This is a genomic window from Streptomyces africanus, assembly GCF_002150735.1.
GTDB lineage: Bacteria > Actinomycetota > Actinomycetes > Streptomycetales > Streptomycetaceae > Streptomyces > Streptomyces africanus.
The window spans coordinates 1-16208 of record NZ_MUKA01000388.1 but is presented as its reverse complement, the minus strand read 5'-3'; the positions used below and the strand labels follow the sequence as shown (position 1 = coordinate 16208).

The window sequence follows — 16208 nt, the reverse complement described above, 5'->3', positions numbered from 1 at the left end:
GACGCCGTTGAAGGCGCGGGAGGCCGCGTGCAGGGAAAAGCAGATCTGCTGGTCCAGGCGGAGCCAGTCGTCGTCCGGCGTGTTCATGCTCCCAGGGTACCTTGTGTCCGTCATTCAATTGCGCACAACTTAATTGTGTGCTCTAATTCTGGGTGTCGGGCGGCCCGGAAGCGGACCGCCGAACCATGACGTGAGAGGGAAGGTTTTCCATGGACGCGCTCTACACCGCTGTCGCCACCGCCACCCACGGCCGCGACGGCCGCGCCGTCAGCTCCGACGGCGTGCTGGACCTCGCGCTGGGCGTGCCCCAGTCGATGGGCGGCAACGGCCAGGGCACCAACCCCGAGCAGCTCTTCGCCGCCGGGTACGCCGCCTGCTTCGGCAGCGCCCTCGGCCTCGTCGGCCGCCAGGCCAAGGTCGACGTCAGCGACGCCGCCGTGACCGCCGAGGTCTCCATAGGCAAGCAGGGCGAGGGCTTCGGGCTCGCCGTCACCCTCCGCGTGGAGCTCCCCGACAGCGTCGACGAGACGACCGGCCGCAAACTGGTCGAGCAGGCCCACCAGGTCTGCCCGTACTCCAACGCCACCCGCGGCAACATCGACGTCGACCTGGTCATCGAATAAGCAATCGAGTAAGCACCGTCACCCCCCGACCCGCGCCAGCACCTCCCCCGTCCGTCTGCTCCACGCCACCACCACGGCCTCCTCGGGCACCGGGTGCCAGCGCGTCAGCAGCAGCCAGCGCACGTGATAGCGGCGGACGACGGCGGCCCGCTCGGCGCGGGTCGAGTCGCGGGCCAGGTAGGCGCGCACGTCAGCCGCCCGGCGCCGCCGCTCCCGCTCGTCGAGGGCGGGGTCGGGCCAGATGGGCGCGGCCAGGTTCGGTCCGTACCCGGCGATGGAGTGGCCGGCCAGATACCCGTCGGTGATCACCACCTCGCCCGGCCCGATGTGCCGCGCCGCCCAGTCGTACGACGGCCAGCGCGTCGGCTGCGTGAACCCCACCGGGTCGACCGAGCGCGGCACGACCGCCCCGGCGTGCACGGTGACGAACCCGACGCACACCCCGGCCGCCGCCGCCCCGCCCAGCACCCGCCGGGCCCGCCGCCACGGCCGGGGCGCCGCCAGCTCCACCGCCAGCGCGAACTGCAGCGGCACCAGCACCGCCCACAGGGCCCGGGCGTACGTGTAGTGCCCGCTCACCCAGCCGTACGCCACCAGCAGGCCCTCCAGCACGAACATCAGCACCAGCGGGTCCCGCACCGGCCCGCGGGCCCGCACCCACAGCGCGGGCAGGCCGAGCAGCGCCAGCCAGGAGTTGGCGAGCATCCCCTCGTACAGCCGCCGGTGCATCGCGTCCATGCCGGTGTCGCCCACCAGCGTCAGGACGTCGTAGTACGGCCACGACACGGCGACCGCCGCACAGGCCCCGCCGGCGAGCACCCAGCGCGCCACGACCGGCCGGGACCACCCCCGCTGCCGCGACGCCACGATCGCCACCGCCCCGACGAGCGCCGAGGCCGCCGTGACGGGATGGGTGAGCAGGATCAGCCCGTACAGGGCGCCGATCCCGGCATACCCCCACCAGCCGCCGAGCCCGCTCGGGCCGACGAAGCGGACGGCGGGGGCGTCGTCCCGGGCGCGCACGCAGGTCCAGGCCCACGCCCAGAACGTCACGCCGATCGCGACCGCCGACGGATAGCCCAGGTTCGTCGTCATCGACATCAGGCCGAGGTAGCCGCTCCACAGGATCCGCGCGGTGCCCCACAGCAGCGTCATGAACAGCAGCGCCAGGACCGGCGCCCACGGGCGCGGGGTGAGGGCCCGGACGAAACGGCCGGTCCCCGTCAGCAGCACCAGCAGGTGCACCGGCCCGGCGAGCTTCACGACCGCCCAGCCGGACAGCCCCGTCAGCCGCGCCAGGACGCCCTGGGCGACGGCGTACGGCCCGTAGTACGGGCTGCCCTCGCCCGGCAGATCGGCCATGGTGTGGGCCGGGTGCAGCAGGTCGGCCTTGAGACGCTCGACGACCGCCGCGTGCTGCCCGGCGTCGCAGCACAGTGGGACCCGCCAGTACGCCAGCGTCATCACCAGCCAGAACAGGGCGCCGAAGAACTGGTACGGGGTCGGGCGCCCCATGCGGCCGGCGCGCAGCGCCGTCGCGCCGCGCACGGTCCGCCGGACGAGGACGTGGGCGCTCACCGGACTGTCGGGAGGGGGAGGGACTGGGGCATGCGCCGAATGTTCCCGCCCGTCCCGCGGGCCTGACCCCGGGTCACTTCATCGGGTGAGGCGACTGCACCCACCTGCCGATTCACCCGCCTGCCGCCGTCAGTCGCACAGCGCCCGCTCCGCCGCGGCCGGCCAGCGCGCGAACCGGAACCGCGTCCGCTCGGCGGCCCCCGTGAGGTTCCGCCAGAACCGCTCGGCGGTGAGCGGCGCGCGCACCGACTCCTTCAGCTCGGCCAGCTCGCCGCAGCCCAGCGCGGCCCGGGCCGCCTCGACCGCCTCCCGCGGGGCCCCGGCCCGCAGCAGATCGCGCTGCGGCGGGTGCCGCACCGCCCACTCCGCGAAGACCCAGTAGTTGCGCAGGAACTTCTCGTGCCCGGGCCAGCTCCACCGCTCCAGCGCGAGATGCGCGCCGACGGGACTGGCCAGCCCCCAGGCGTCGTTGACATAGGCGTCGAGCGGCGCCGCGGCTCCCGTGACGCCGAGGTGACGTCCCACGATCACCACGTGGTACGGGGAGTCCTCGCGCATCGGCGTGGCGTGCAGCCGGCGCGCGGCGTCGAAGTACAGCAGGGTCGGCCGGGGCGCCCGCGCGGCCCGCGCCAGCATGCCGCGCCCCTCCGGCAGGGCCGGCCAGTTGGCCACCCAGGTGGCGGTGCGCACCGGGTTGTGGTCGCCGAGGCCCTCCACGTCGGAGCTGCGCACGTTGAACGAGCCGGGCGTGGTGCGCACGTCGAACGGCGCCCGCAGCGGGCTGACCGCCGCGCACAGCCACACCGCCAGCAGCGCGCTCGCGACAGCCGTGAACCGGGTCGCGGGGACGACCAGCACCGGCAGGAGCAGCAGCAGAAGCGCGGGCAGGATCATGCGGGCGTGCATGTAGTCGCCGCCGACCCGGACGACGTACCCGGCGAGCAGCGCACCCGCCGCGAGCGGCGCCAGCAGCACCGCGAGCGAGGCCCGCCCCGGGGCGCGGTCCCGCCCTGCCGGCCCGGTGCGCCGCACGAGGAGGACGGCCAGCGCGGCGAGCACGGGCACGACGGGCCACAGCCAGTAGGGCCCGAGCGTCTCCTGCACATAGCCGGCGCCCCGGCCCCAGTCGCTGGCGCTCGCCTCCTTGGCGATGGCGGGCAGCGGCACCAGGACCCCGTAGTACCCGGCCCGGAACACCTCGTACGCCAGCGGCAGCGCCACCGCCGAGGCCGCCATCGCCGCCGTGCCCCGGCGGGACGGGCGCAGCACCCACCACTGCGCCGCCAGGAAGCACACCGTGACCACCGCCAGATCGGGCCGGACCAGCGGCCCCAGCCCGAACACGAACGCGGCGGCGCACGTCACCCGGGCCTGCCGACCCCTCCGGGTGCCCGTCAGCAGCCACCACGACAGGCCGGTCCAGAAGGCGCCGAGGCCGCTCTCCAGGCCGGAGGTCATGTACGACCAGAACGGCGGCACGGCCAGCAGCACGAACACACCCGCGGGAAGCAGCAGCCCCGCGCCCCGGTGCAGCCGGCCCGTGGCGTACAGGGCGAGCCCGAACCCGGCCGTGCTCAGCAGCAGCCCGAGCCCGACCGCGAGGAACGCCGGATCCTCGCCGGTGACCCAGGTGGCGAGCGCGAGCAGCCACTGCCACAGGGTGCCGGTCGAACTCTCCGCCCGCTCCCCGACGTTGAACACCGGCCCGTTGCCCGCCAGGATCTGCCGGACCGGGCGCAGGTAGATCAGCCCGTCGTCGCAGATCCAGCGCCGCCGGTAGCCCAGCACGAACAGGGCCGCGGTCGGTACGGCGACCAGGGCCGCGTGCCACCAGTGCACCGGCCGCAGCCGCTCGACGACGGCCGGCCGGGCCGAGGAGGCCCGCTGGCCGGGCAGGGAGGGAACGGCCTCGGGGGTGGCGGGAGTCGTCATCGCTCGATCAGCGCCCCGGACCGGGCAGGCAGCCCTGGGGTGCGGCGGGCCGCGGGCAGCAGCGCACCGCCCCGCTCGCCCAGCATCAGCAGCCGTACCACCCGCTCGGCGGCCTGCCCGTCCTCGAACTCGCAGTACCGGTCCCGGAAGTCCGCCCGCAGCCGCGCCGACTCCGCGTCCTGCCAGGTGCCGGACGCGAACAGCCAGGCCAGCTCCCGATAGGAGCGCGACACATGCCCCGGCGCGTCGGCCGTGACGTCGAAGTAGGCGCCCCGGCTCGCCGTGAACGCGCCCCAGTCGTCGGCGTGCACCACGACCGGCCGGTCCAGGAGGACGTAGTCGAACATCAGGGCGGAGTAGTCGGTCACCAGCGCGTCGGAGGCGAGCAGCACATCCTCGACGTGCGGCTCGTCGGTCGCGTCCACCACCACCCCCCGCCGGTGCAGGTCGGCGAGGCCCAGGCCGCGTGCCACGCCCTGGGCCAGCGACGGGTGCAGGCGGACGACGAGCGTGTGGCCGGGGCCGAGGTCCGCGGCGAACCGGGCCAGGTCGAACCGGTCCACGTGCCCGCCCCGCCGGTAGTCGCGCCGGGTCGGCGCGTACAGCACGACCGTGTGATCAGCGGGGATGCCGAGCCGCTCACGCACGGCCCGGCCCCGCTCCGGGCCGGCGCCGACCAGCACGTCGTTGCGCGGGCTGCCGGTCCGCAGCGAGGTGAAGTGGCACGGGTACGCCCGCTCCCAGGCCCGCTCCGCGTGCCGCCCCGCGACCAGGCTGTAGTCCCAGCGGTCGGCGCGGCGCAGCATCTGCGGCACGTCGAAGCCGTGCCGGGCGCCCGGCTTGGTCAGCAGATCGGCGCCCATGTACTTGAGCGGGGTGCCCTGGTGGGTGTGGATGTGGACGCTGCCGGGCCGCTTGGCCAGGGTGCCGGGCCAGTTGACGTTGTTCACCCAGTACGTGGCGCGCGCCATGACCTCGTGGTAGCGCCGCGAGCCCGGCGTCACATGGTCGGTGCCGGGCGGCAGCGCGTCCACCGCGTCCTCCCGGACCACCCACACGCCCCGGATGTGCGGGGCGAGCTCGCGCGCCTTGGCGTGGATCGCGGCCGGGTCGCCGGACACGCCCCGGTGGTGGGTCGCCGAGTAGACGGCGAGGTGCGGATCGAGGGGCAGCTTCGACTGGGCCCGGTACCAGGTGCGCACGGCGGTCTCCGACGCCTTCCGCGCCACCCGCCGCTGCCCGCCCAGGACGGCCGCGCGCACGTCCCGCAGTCCCCGCACCGCCGCGTACGACGCGTAGGGCGCCGACGCCAGCAGCCGCATCTCGACCCCGCGCCAGCCGTCCGGCTCCGGGAAGCCGCCCTCGGGGAGGTGACGGCGGTGGAAGGAGCGGATCTCACGGTAGAAGTCGCCCCGGTCCGCGGGCCGCACCCGGTCCTGGCGGGACAGCACGAACAGCATGTGGTCCAGGGCCCGCTCCAGGAGCAGCGGCCGGGCCCAGTCGAGGTCGGGGCGCTGCTCCAGGAACGCGAACAGGCCCTCGTACTGCGGGAAGATCTCGAAGTGCCGGCGCCCCGGCGTCTTGGTGATCGCGCCCTGCCGGCGCTGCCGGTACTCCACCCCGATCCGGTCCAGGCAGGCGATGCGGTCCGCCAGCACCATCGACCGGTAGGTGACCGGCGCGTCCTCGTACAGCCCCGGCGCGTACCGCAGGCCGTGCTCCTGGAAGAAGGACCGGCGGTACGCCTTGTTCCAGGCGACCAGGAAGAGGTTCAGGTACTGCGGGCTCTCCCGGACGGTGAAGGTGTCCGTGCCGGCCGCGGCCAGCAGGTCCGCCGCCTCGCTGCGCCCGCCCCGGCCCCACCAGTACGTGCGCACGTGGTCGAAGACCAGGATGTCCGGCTCGCCGGTCGCATCGAGGCGCGCGGCGACGGCCGCCAGCAGGCCCGGCGTGTAGTGGTCGTCGCTGTCGAGGAAGAGGACGTAGTCGCCGGCCGCCTGCTCCAGACCGGCGTTGCGGGCCCGGCCGAGGCCCACGTTCTCGGGCAGGTGCAGCACCCGCACCCGGGCGTCGCGGGCCGCGTACTCGTCGAGGATCGCACCGCTGCCGTCCGGCGAGCGGTCGTCCACGGCGATCACCTCGAAGTCGCCGTACGACTGGCCGAGCACCGAGTCGAGACACTCGCGCAGGAAGCCCTGCACCTTGTAGACGGGGACGATGATGCTGAAGCGGGGCACTTCTTCGGTCAGCTCCTCACGAGGGTGGCGGCGGGGGCCGGGACGCGCTCCGCGAGCGGGATCACGGGCGGGATCGACTCGGGCGGCTGACCCAGCAGCACCCGGCGTACGACGCGCTCGGCGGCCCGCCCGTCGTCGAACTGGCAGAAGCGCTCACGGAACGCGGCGCGCAGGGCCGTGGCGGACCCGTCCGCCCAGGTGCCGTCGCGGAAGACGGCCGCCAGTTCCTCGGGCGTGCGGGCGACCCGGCCGGGCGGGATGCGCATCAGGTCGAAGTAGACGCCCCTCAGCTCCCGGTAGACGTCCCAGTCGTCGGCGTACACGACGATGGGCCGGTCCAGGTTGGCGTAGTCGAACATGATCGACGAGTAGTCGGTGATCAGGGCGTCGGCGGCCAGGCACACGTCCTCCGAGGAGCGATGCCCGGTGACGTCGATGATCCGGCCGCCGCCCCGGCTCGCCCCCTGGTCGTAGAAGTAGTGGGCGCGCAGCAGCACCACGTAGTCGTCGCCGATCGCCTCGCAGAACTCCGCCAGGTCCAGACCCGAGGCGAAGCCGGTGGCGTAGTCGCGGTGCGTGGGCGCGTAGAGCAGGGCCTTCTTGCCGTCCGGGACGCCCAGCTCCTTGCGGACGCGGGCGACGTCCTCGGCGGACGCCGTGCAGTAGACGTCGTTGCGCGGATAGCCGTACTCCAGGGTCTCGTGCGCGCCGGGGAACGCCTTCTCCCACATCTCGGTGGAGTGCCGGTTGGAGGTGAGGTTGTAGTCCCAGCGGTCGACCCGGGCCAGCAGCTTGGCGAAGCTCCCGGTCGCCGCGGCCACCACGGGGTAGGTCGCCTGGTCGGCGCCCATCTTCTTCAGCGGTGTGCCGTGCTGCGTCTGCAGGTGCACACTGCCGGGGCGTTTGACGACGGCGTCCGCGAAGTTGGCGTTGTTGACCAGGTACTTGGCGCGGGCCAGCACCCGCCAGTACGTCCGGCTGCCGATCACCGCGTACTCCACGTCCGGCGGCATGGCGTCCACCGCCTCCGGCTCCACCAGGAACACCGAGCGCAGGTGCGGGGCGAGTTCGCGGGCCTTGGCATGGATCGCGGCCGGGTTGCAGGCGTAGCCGCGGCCCCAGTACGCGCAGTACACGACCAGGTTCTCGTCGAGGGGCAGACGCAGGGCCGCCGCGTACCGCAGGCGGGTGCGCAGCCCTCTCGGGCGCGGGAGCAGCGCGGCGGCTCCCGCGGCCCGCCGGTTGGCGGCGCGCAGGGTGCGGAACGCGGCGTACGATCCGGCCGCCAGCAGCCGGTGCTGGACACCGAGGCTGCCGCCCGGCGGCCGGTAGCCCGCGGGGCGGTGCCGCCGGTAGAGCGCGCTCGCCCGGCGGAAGAAGGCACGCCGCCCGGCCGGCAGCCGCCGGGGATGGGCGGCCGTCTTCAGCACGGCGGCGAAGAGCTGCTCGAACAACGGCCCCAGCCGGTCCGCGGGCAGCCCCTGCTCCACGGCCCGCGTCAGCACCAGCTCGGTCTGGTCGAGCAGCTCGGCGTGGTGTTCTCCCGGCAGGTTGAGGCGGTTGCCCTGCCGGCGCAGCAGATGCCGGACGACGACCGCGCGCAGGGCCGCCACCCGCTCCGCCCGCAGGGTGACGAGACCGCCGAACCCGGTGTCGGTGAAGTGGTCCCCGGGGAAGACGAGGCCCTGCTCGGTGAGGAAGGACCGGCGGTAGGCCGCGCTCCACGCCGGCAGCGCCACGCCCGTCAGCCGCGGGACCCGGCCGGGGGAGAAGGCCCCGTCCGGAGTCCCGGCGAGCAGGGGCGCGGCCGGGTTGACCGGCTCGCCCTCCCACCAGGGGGTGCGCTCGTGCTCGAAGTACAGGACGTCGACGTCGCCGACCGCGCCCAGCCGGGCGTCCAGCGCCGCCAGCGCCCCCGGGACCAGGACGTCGTCCCCGTCGAGGAACAGCACATGGCCGCCGACCGCCGACCGCAGCCCGGTGTTGCGCGCCCCGGCCAGACCGGCCGCCGGCGGCGAGTGCACCGGCGTCACCCGGGAGTCCCGCTCGGCGTACCCGGCGACGACGTCCGCCGCGGGCGAGTCGGGCGCGTCGCACACCGGGATCAGCTCGAAGTCGCCGAACGACTGGGCGAGGATCGAGTCCAGCGCCTGGGACAGCCGGCCCGCGACCCCATGGGACGGGACGACGATGCTGAAGCGGGGCATTCTGCTCTTTCTGTCGAGGGGCGAGGCTCTGCCGGGGGGGCGAGGGGCTGTGGAAGCGAACAGCCGCGTCAGGCGACGCGACCACGGCGTCCCGGCCTCCCGGACGGGCGCCAGGAGGGCGGCCGGCTCGGGGTCGGCCGCGACGGGCTGGAGGGCATGCGGACTCCCACGCGCGACAACCGGGCTCAGAGGAGGTCGGTGACGACGGGCGGACCGGCCGGCTGCGGCACCGTGGTGAGCGGCTCGCGCACCAGCGAGGCCGCCGCCGACGGCACCGGCCGGCGCTCGTCGAGCGGCACGACCGGCGGCAGGTCCGACTCCCCGAGGACGACCCGGCGCACGACCCGCTCGGCGGCCCGGCCGTCGTCGTAGGTGCAGAACCGCTCCCGGAACGCCGAGCGCAGCTGGGCCGACCGGGAGCCGCGCCAGTGGCCGGTGGCGAAGATGTCGATCAGCTCGTCCTCGCCGCGCGCAACCGCGCCCGGCGGGAAGGAGCGCAGGTCGAAGTAGGTGCCGCGGGCCGCGTCGTACGCCTCCCAGTCGTCGGCGTGGATCACGATCGGCCGGTCGAGGTTGGCGTAGTCGAACATCAGCGAGGAGTAGTCCGTGACCAGGGCGTCCGAGGCCAGGCACAGCGACTGGACACTCGGATGGTCGCTGACGTCCACGACCCGGCCGCAGGTGCCGGCCAGCGGGGCGTCGTAGGCGTGGTGGGCGCGGGCCAGCACCATGAAGCGCGGGCCCAGGCGGCGCACGATCCGCTGGAGGTCGAGGGCGTGGCGCTGGGAGCGGCGGTAGTCGCGGCGGGTCGGCGCGTAGAGGATCGCCACCGTGCCCTCCGGGATGCCGAGCGAGGAGCGCAGCCGGGCCACGTCCGCCGGGGTCGCCCTGCGGAACACGTCGTTGCGGGGACAGCCGTACTCCAGCGTGGTGTAGCGGCCGGGGTGGACGCGCTCGTGGGTGAGGGTGGTGTGGCGGTTGGCGGACAGCAGGTAGTCCCACTGGTCGACGCCCTTGAGCAGCCGGGCGAAGTCCCTGCCCCGCGCCGCCGCCGGGCGCTCCTGGAGGTCGAGGCCGATGTGCCCCAGCGGGGTGCCCTGCCCGGTCTGGATCAGGGTCTGGCCCCGGCGCTTGACCAGGCGGTGGTCGAAGTCGGTGTTGCTGACCAGGTAGGCGGAGCGGGCGAGTGCCGTCCAGTAGGCGGCCGTGCCCGGGACGAGGCGGCGCGTGCCCGGCGGGATCGTGTGGTGGTGCTCGGGACGGGCGATCCACGCCGTGCGGATGTGCGGCGCGAGATCGCGGAACGCGGACTCCAGCGCCCCCGGGTTGCAGCAGTGGCCACGGCCGTCGTAGGCGGCGAAGACGGCCCGGTCGGCGCGCAGCGGGAGACAGCGCTGGACGCGGTAGTGCAGCCCGAGCGCGGCGGACCGCACGCCGCACAGCACCTTCCCGGTGGTCCGCGCGACGCGGCGGTGCAGGGCAGAGGCCAGCTGGAGCGCGCGGTAGGTGCGGTGCAGGCCGAAGCGGATCAGGGTGTGGTGGATCCGGCAGCGCAGGGGGACGGGGAGGCCGGGGGTGCGGTAGCGGCGGTAGTGGGCGCGGGCCCGGCGCATGAAGTCCGCGTGCGTGCCGCGGGGCAGCCGGTCCCGTCGCGCGTACACGATCGCCAGATGATGGACCATGCGGCGGAACAACACCGGCCGCCACCGGGCCAGTTCGGGCCGCTCCTCAAGAAACGCGAACACCCGGTCGTACTGCTCGAAGACGTCGAAGTGCCGCTCGCTGGTGGTGCGCAGGATGCTGCCCTGCTGTCGCTGCCGGTAGTGCACGCAGACGCGGTCGAGGGTCGCGATCGACTCCGCGGTCATCAGCACCGGGTACGTCCACGGCGTGTCCTCGTAGTACCCGGGCGGGAAGGCGAACCCCTGCTCCTCGACGAACTCCCGCCGGTAGGCCTTGTTCCAGGCGACCATCAGCAGCCGCAGCAGGCCCGGCCGGTCCTCCAGGCGGAACGGGGCCGGGCCCTGCTCGGTGAGCTGGAGGGACGCCTGGTTGCGGACCGCCTCCCCCGTCCAGTAGGTGCGCGCGTAGTCGAAGACGAGGACGTCCGGCTCGCCGGTCTCCTTCAGCCGGTCGGCGATGGACCGCAGCGCGTCGGGCGTGAGGGTGTCGTCGCTGTCGAGGAACAGCAGGTAGTCGCCGCTCGCGTGGGACACGCCGGCGTTTCTCGCGCGGCCCAGGCCGACGTTCTGCGGCAGATGGACGGGGTGGACGCGCGCGTCGCGGGCGGCGAACTCGTCGATGATCGCGCCGCACCCGTCCGGCGAGCAGTCGTCGACGACGATCAGTTCCAGATCGGGACAGGACTGGGAGAGCACCGATTCGAGGCACTCGTGCAGGTACGCCTGAACCTGGTACGCGGGGACAATGACACTGAACCTGGGCAAGAGGCCATCCATCGGTCGGCGCGGGCGTTCGGCCCGGGAACGGCCGATGGGCCGAGTTGGTTACGGCGACTACGGCATCCGGGGGAACGCACGAGGGGCGGACCACGCCCGGTCCGCCCCTCCAAGTTCCTTGCCCTGGACGCTACTTGACGGCTCCCGCCATCACACCGGACACGAACTGCCGCTGGAACGCGAAGAAGACGGCCAGCGGGACCACCATCGAGATGAACGCGCCGGGTGCCAGCACGTCGATGTTGTTGCCGAACTGCCGTACCTGCGTCTGGAGTGCGACCGTGATCGGCTGGCTCCCGGAGTCCGAGAAGATCAGCGCGACCAGCAGGTCGTTCCACACCCACAGGAACTGGAAGATGCCGAGGGCGGCGATCGCCGGGGCGCCGAGCGGCATCACGACACGGAAGAACAGCCGCAGTTCACCCGCCCCGTCCAGGCGCGCCGCCTCCAGCAGCTCCCTCGGGATCTCCGCGAAGAAGTTCCGCAGCAGGAACACCGCGAACGGCAGACCGAAACCGACGTGGAAGAACACCACGCCGAGCACCGAGCCGAAGATGCCGATGGTGCCGAAGAGTTCGGCGATCGGGATCAGCGCGACCTGCACCGGCACCACCAACAGGCCGACCACGCCCAGGAACCACCAGTCCCGGCCCGGGAACTCCATCCAGGCGAAGGCGTAGCCCGCCAGCGAGCCGATGATCACGACCAGCAGCGTCGCCGGCACGGTGATCCACACCGTGTTCAGCAGCGAGCTGGTGATGTCCTCGTTCTCCAGCAGCTTCCGGTAGCTGTCGAAGGTGATCTGCGAGGGCTCGGTGAACACCTTCCACCAGCCGCTCGCCGCGATGTCCTCCGGTGAGCGGAGACTGGACAGCAGCAGACCGATCGTCGGCACCAGCCAGAACAGGCCGACGACGATGAGGAACACCCGCACCAGCCCACCGCTGACGCCCTCGGCGAGCCGGGACCCCAGCGACTGCTTCGTCTTCATCGCCGCACCTCCCGCCTCAGCCGCCTTACGTTGAACCACATCACCGGGATCACGAGCAGCAGCAGGAACACCGAGATGGCGCTGGCGATGCCCGGCTGGTCCTCGGAGAAGCCCTTGCGGTACAGCTCCAGGGCGAGGACGTTCGCGTCGTCCTGGGAGGATCCGGGGGCGATGATGAAGACCAGGTCGAAGACCTTCAGCACGTTGATCATCAGGGTGACGGTGACGACCGCGAGGACCGGCGCCAGCAGCGGCACCGTGACCCGTCTGAACACCTGCCACTCACTCGCGCCGTCGACCCTGGCCGCTTCCAGGAGTTCGCGCGGCACGCCCGCGAGCCCGGCCGCGATCAGCACCATCGCGAAGCCCGCCCACATCCAGATGTACGAGCCGATGATGGACGGGGTGACCAGGGACGGGCCGAGCCAGTCCAGGCCGTTGTACGGCTCCTTGAAGTTGCTGTCCGGCAGCCGGAGCAGGGCTCCGTCGGCCGAGGCCGGCAGGGTGAAGGTGCCGTCGTCGCCGGCCGTGGTGGAGGCCACGACCTTGTCGTCCTTGACCGCCTCGATCCTCATGCCGGCATAGCCCAGTTCGGACGCATCGACGCTGTTCAGCTTGCCGACGCCCTTGCCCCGCGTGAAGTCCTGCCAGGTCGTGCCGGTGATCTTGTCCGGCTCGGGCTTCGCCGCCACGGCGGGCTTGGCGCCGTCCGGCATCAGGTCCGGTGCGACACCCACCAGGGGGAGCGAGACGGTCTCGCCCGCACGGACGGGCGACTTGGTGATGAACGCGCCCCCGCCCGCCGGCTCCAGCGGCGACTGACGGCCCGGGTGGGCCTTGGGGAACGCCGACGCCTGGGCGAACGTGTCGTGCACGCCCACCCACACCGCGTTCGCGACGCCCTTGTCCGGGTCCTGGTCGTACACCAGGCGGAAGATGATGCCCGCCGCCAGCATCGAGATCGCCATCGGCATGAAGACGACCAGCTTGAAGGCCGTGCCCCAGCGCACCCGTTCGGTCAGCACCGCGAATATGAGGCCCAGCGCCGTCGCGACCGTCGGCGCGAACACCACCCAGATGACGTTGTTCTTCAGCGCGGTGCGGATGCCCTCGTCGGTGAAGAGGGCCTTGTAGTTGTCGATCCCGGCGAAGCCGTCGCCGGACTGGTCGTAGAAGCTGCGGACCACCGAGTACCCGATCGGGTACACCACGAGCGCGCCGAGCAGGACGAGCGCGGGAAGCAGGAACAGCGCCGCGACCATCCTGCGGGTGCCGGTCACACTCTTGCGCGACTTACCGACGGCATGCCGTCAGTCTCCGTAGGCCGCGGCCGCTTGGGCCTCCAGCTTCGCTTGCGCCCCCGCGACGTCCTTCGGGTTCTTCAGGAAGTCCTGGAGGATCTTCCACTCGCCCTTGCCGGGCGTGCCGCCGAAGGCCTGCGGGGCCTGGTCGGACATGTCGAAGCGGAAGTCGTCACCGGCGTCGATGAGCGCCTTGGCGATCCTCTGCTGCACCGCGTTCGGGTACGCGGAGTTCGGCACGTTCTTGTTCGGCGAGAGGTAGCCGCCCAGCTTGGCCTGGATCTGTGCCGCGTCCGGCGAGGCGAGCCAGGTGGCCAGGGCCTGCGACCCCTTGGAGTCCTGAAGGATCACGGCCGCGTCACCGCCCGAGACCACCGGCCCGTTGTCACCGACCGCCGGGAACGGGAACACCTTCGCGTCCGTGCCGATCTTCATGCTCTTCGGGATGTTGACCTGCGCGAAGTCGCCCGCGGCGACCATGGCGGCCTTGGGCTGGTCCCCGCCGGTGAAGACCTGCGTGACGGAGGCCGGGAAGTCGGTCTGCAACGCACCCTTCGCGATGTAGTCGGGCTTGCCCCACACCTGCGCGAGCGTGGTCAGCGCGTCCTTCACGGACGGGTCCGTCCACTTGATCTCGTGCTTGGCCAGCTGGTCGTACTTCTCCGGGCCGGCCTGGGAGAGGTAGACGTTCTCGAACCAGTCGGTCAGCGTCCAGCCCTCGGCGCCGCCGACGGAGAACGGGGTGACGCCGGAGTCGTAGACCGTCTGCGCGGTCTTCAGCAGATCCGGCCAGGTCTCGGGCTCGCTCGCCCCGGCGTTCTCGAAGACCTGGTTGTTGTACCAGATCAGGGACTTGTTGGCGGCCTTGTAGTAGACGCCGTACTGCTTGCCGCCCACCTTGCCGATGTCCTGCCAGCCCTGCGAGTAGTTCTCGCCGAGTTCCTTCTGCGCCTCCGCGCCGATGGGCTTGGCCCAGCCGCGGTCGACGGCCTGCTTGATGGCGCCCGGCTGCGGCAGCATCGCGATGTCCGGCGGCTGCCCGCCGGCCACCTTCGAGCCGATGAAGTTGATGATCGGGTCCTGGGCGGGCACGAACGTGACCTTGGCACCCGTGCGCTTCTCGAACTCGCCAAGGACCTTCTTGAAGTTGGCCTGTTCCGCGCCGGTCCACACGGCGGCGATCTCCAGGCTCGTCCCGTCGAGCTTCGGAAGAGTGACTTTGCTGGTGGCGGCCTCCTCGGTGTTCCCCGGGCTTCCACTGCTGTCCTTGTCGTCGCCTCCGCAGGCGGTGAGCGAGAGCGCGAGCGCTCCCGCGGCGACGGCGGCCGCGGCCTTGGCGGCTCTGCGGTGCTGGGGGGCCGCCTTGTCCCGCTCCGGCGACCGGCGTTTCAGGCTGGTGCTGCTCGTCATGCGCATGACTGCCCCGTTCTTCGTTCCCTCGTCGAACGTCGAGCGCGCTCCCGTGCGATCTGGTCTACGCCCGGGTGTGCAGGGGCGGCAAGATGGCATCGGCTGTCAAGCGGGGGATCGTGACCCCCTCGTGACCAGGGACTCGTCCCTGATCAACCGAGGGGGGTCGGCATCCAGCCAGTGCCCTGGACGAGGGCCAGGTCCTTACAGAAGTGACGGCACCTGGGCCGCCGCGACCTCCCGCGCCGCCCTTTCCAGCGCGCTGGCCAACAGTGCCAGGTCGGTCGGGCCGTTTCCGAGTTCCCGCACCGGACGGCGGGCCGGAGGGTCACCCATGCGGTGCCATTCGAGGGGCACGACCGTGGGCCGCAGCGTCGCCGTCCGGGGGATACGGCCGGTGACCCGCCCGCCCTGGAACGGTGTGACCCGCCCGTCCCCGCAGGCGAGACGGCCACGGCCGGGGGCGGGCTCGTCAGGGCCCGGTGCCGGGGCGTCGAGGGTCACGCGGAGAGTGGCCCGGCGCGCCGGTTCCGTCTCCGCCGTCCGGGCGCACGGGCCGGTGGCCGCCACCACATGGACGCCCAGCCGCTCGCCCTCCCGGGCCACGGCCTCCAGCGCGCGCATCACCGACCCGGCCGCGGGCCGTCCGGTCGAGCCGAGGGCGGGCGAGACCAGCGCGTCCAGGTCGTCCACGACCACGACGAGCCGGGGCAGCGGCGGCGCCGCCTGTGTCTGCCGCCGGGCCGCTCCGGGCCGCAGCCGCATCGTCGAGCTGGACGGGGAGTCGAGATCCCCGGCCCCTGCGGCCGTCCCGGTACGTGGATCGGCCTGGGCGCCGCCCCGGGCCGTCGCCGTGCGCTGGGTGACCATACGGCCCGACAGCTCGCGCCCGGTGTGCCACTCGGCGAAGTCGGACCGGCCCAGCAGTTCGGCGCGCCGCTTCAGCTCGGCGCTCAGGGACTGCGCGAACTCGCGCATCCGGACCGGGTCGTGGGCCGTGAGGTACGTGGTGACATGCGGGACGTCCGTACAGACGCGCAGTCCCTCGCCGGCCCCGCCGCCCGCGCCGGGGCCGCCCCGGCCGTCGACCAGCACGATGCCCAGCCGGTCCGGCCGCTCGGCGGCGGCCAGGGACGCGACGATCGCCCGCAGCAGCTCCGTACGGCCGCTGCCCGGCGGGCCCTCGACCAGCAGATGCGGTCCCTGGGCCGCGAGGTCCGCGCAGACCGGGCCGCGCGGCCCGGCGCCCAGCACCGCGCGCACCCGCCCGCCCAGCGCCTCGGTGTCGTCGGCCGCGTCCGCCCAGCGCGCCATCAGCGACGCCGGGGTGGCCCGGGCCAGGCCCAGCTCGTCCAGCAGCCGTGACGCCTGGGGCAGCGGCGCGGAGACACGCGGCTGCCGCTCGCTCGCCGAGCCGTCCGTACGCAGTGGCGCCAGCGCCCGCGCGAACCGCTCGGCCCAGGCGGGGGA

At 73.1% G+C, this 16208-nt stretch carries 10 protein-coding genes and 1 pseudogene; 1 reads left to right on the top strand and 10 read right to left on the bottom strand.

The window, feature by feature from the left end:
* A pseudogene (locus CCL05_RS46650) lies at positions 1–87 on the bottom strand (MarR family transcriptional regulator); the annotation flags it as partial.
* Positions 88–209: 122 nt separating this feature from the next.
* Here CCL05_RS46650 and CCL05_RS37090 point away from each other — a divergent pair.
* Positions 210–623, top strand: a complete 414-nt coding sequence (locus CCL05_RS37090) for an organic hydroperoxide resistance protein (RefSeq protein ID WP_086565037.1) — start codon at positions 210–212, stop codon at positions 621–623.
* 18 nt (positions 624–641) lie between these two features.
* Here the strand turns inward: CCL05_RS37090 and CCL05_RS37085 are convergent, their stop codons facing one another.
* The 9 genes from CCL05_RS37085 to CCL05_RS37045 all read right to left on the bottom strand — a co-directional run.
* On the bottom strand, positions 642–2201 hold the full coding sequence (locus CCL05_RS37085) for a hypothetical protein (protein ID WP_086565036.1): 1560 nt from the start codon (positions 2199–2201) through the stop codon (positions 642–644).
* A 129-nt stretch (positions 2202–2330) separates the two neighbouring features.
* Positions 2331–4133 (bottom strand): arabinofuranosyltransferase AftB family protein, encoded by a 1803-nt coding sequence (locus CCL05_RS37080; RefSeq protein WP_086565035.1) that lies wholly within the window; start codon positions 4131–4133, stop codon positions 2331–2333.
* Positions 4130–6370 (bottom strand): bifunctional glycosyltransferase/CDP-glycerol:glycerophosphate glycerophosphotransferase, encoded by a 2241-nt coding sequence (locus tag CCL05_RS37075; protein WP_086565034.1) that lies wholly within the window; start codon positions 6368–6370, stop codon positions 4130–4132. The genes CCL05_RS37080 and CCL05_RS37075 overlap by 4 nt, the downstream gene beginning before the upstream one ends.
* A gap of 8 nt (positions 6371–6378) precedes the next feature.
* Positions 6379–8577, bottom strand: coding sequence for a bifunctional glycosyltransferase/CDP-glycerol:glycerophosphate glycerophosphotransferase (locus CCL05_RS37070; protein WP_086565033.1), 2199 nt, complete (start codon positions 8575–8577; stop codon positions 6379–6381).
* 185 nt (positions 8578–8762) lie between these two features.
* Positions 8763–11024: a bifunctional glycosyltransferase/CDP-glycerol:glycerophosphate glycerophosphotransferase gene (locus tag CCL05_RS37065; protein WP_086565032.1), complete on the bottom strand. Its 2262-nt coding sequence runs from the start codon at positions 11022–11024 to the stop codon at positions 8763–8765.
* Positions 11025–11166: 142 nt separating this feature from the next.
* On the bottom strand, positions 11167–12027 hold the full coding sequence (locus CCL05_RS37060; protein ID WP_086565031.1) for a carbohydrate ABC transporter permease: 861 nt from the start codon (positions 12025–12027) through the stop codon (positions 11167–11169).
* Positions 12024–13307, bottom strand: coding sequence for a carbohydrate ABC transporter permease (locus CCL05_RS37055; protein ID WP_086565030.1), 1284 nt, complete (start codon positions 13305–13307; stop codon positions 12024–12026). Before CCL05_RS37055 ends, CCL05_RS37060 begins: the two co-directional genes overlap by 4 nt.
* Before the next feature lie 30 nt (positions 13308–13337).
* Complete coding sequence (locus CCL05_RS37050) at positions 13338–14744, bottom strand: ABC transporter substrate-binding protein (RefSeq protein WP_167409688.1); 1407 nt, start codon at positions 14742–14744, stop codon at positions 13338–13340.
* 198 nt (positions 14745–14942) lie between these two features.
* A partial coding sequence (locus CCL05_RS37045; protein ID WP_279629959.1) for an FtsK/SpoIIIE domain-containing protein occupies positions 14943–16208 on the bottom strand: 1266 nt, incomplete at its 5' end.